Source organism: Tepidiforma sp. (genome assembly GCF_026419595.1).
In the GTDB taxonomy this organism is placed as follows: domain Bacteria; phylum Chloroflexota; class Dehalococcoidia; order Tepidiformales; family Tepidiformaceae; genus Tepidiforma.
In genome coordinates this window covers 1-927 of record NZ_JANZZD010000076.1, presented here as the reverse complement: position 1 = coordinate 927, position 927 = coordinate 1, and the positions used below count along the sequence as shown (strand labels likewise).

The 927-nt window shown below is 74.4% G+C and carries 1 protein-coding gene; it reads right to left on the bottom strand.

Annotated features, from left to right (window positions below; all coding sequences use genetic code 11):
• Positions 1-216: 216 nt before the first annotated feature.
• Complete coding sequence (locus N2041_RS14395) at positions 217-621, bottom strand: transposase (RefSeq protein WP_297679281.1); 405 nt, start codon at positions 619-621, stop codon at positions 217-219.
• Between the last annotated feature and the right edge of the window lie 306 nt (positions 622-927).

Here is a 927-nt window from a genome sequence, read left to right as displayed (position 1 = left end):
GGGGGGGGGTGGTCGTAGTCGCGGGGCTCCGTCCCCGCGGAGGGCCGGGAGGCCCACCCGAACGTTGGGGGTCAGCACCGCGCCCCGCGGCCCCGCCCCGGGGGTTGGAGGTTGAAGGTTGGAGGTGGTTCCCGGTTCCCGCCTCCCGATTCCCGCCTCCCGGTTCCCGGGCCATCCGTTGGGCGCATGGCGCCCCGCGGGGACGGAGCCCCGCGACTACGGTTCGTCGAACCACCATGCCCAGGCGAAGGGCCACGCCTCGGGCGACTCGACGAGCCCGGCGCGGACTGGATTGGCGATGACGTACCGGGCGGCGGACTCGAATTGCCGGCGGTCGCGGACCGCGCGGTCGTAGAAGCCGGGCTGCCAGAGCGTTCCGCGTTGGCCGACCTGCCAGGCGAGGCGGGTCGTCCACGACTTGAGGCTCCCGACGAAGGCGATGAGGTCGCGCTCGCCCGGGCGGGCGAGCACGTGGAGATGGTCCGGCATCAGGCATGCCGCGAGAAGGACGGCGTCGGGTCGGTGGCGCTGCTCCACGACGCCGCGCCACACCGCGGCGAGGACAGGAGGCGCGACGCCACCGAGGGCCGGGTGGATACGCATCGTGACGTGGAACGCCACGTCGGGGTTCGCGTAGACCTCGTGTGGGAGACGTAAGGGTTTGGGATATCGCAACGCGCGGGCATGGTACGCGCCCGGGTCGTGGCGGGGGGAGGGGGGGCCGGCACCCCTCCGCCGCCCGCCGGGGTCGAAGGTTGTTCCCGGTTCCCTGGCCATCCGTTGGGCGCATGGCGCCCCGCGGGGACGGAGCCCCGCAACTACGCTTGGTCGCCGCCCCGCCCCGCCGCCCCGCCCGCCGGTTGGAGGTTGAAGGTTGGAGGTTGGGGGCCAGCCGTAGTCGCGGGGCTCCGTCCCCGCGGAGGGCCG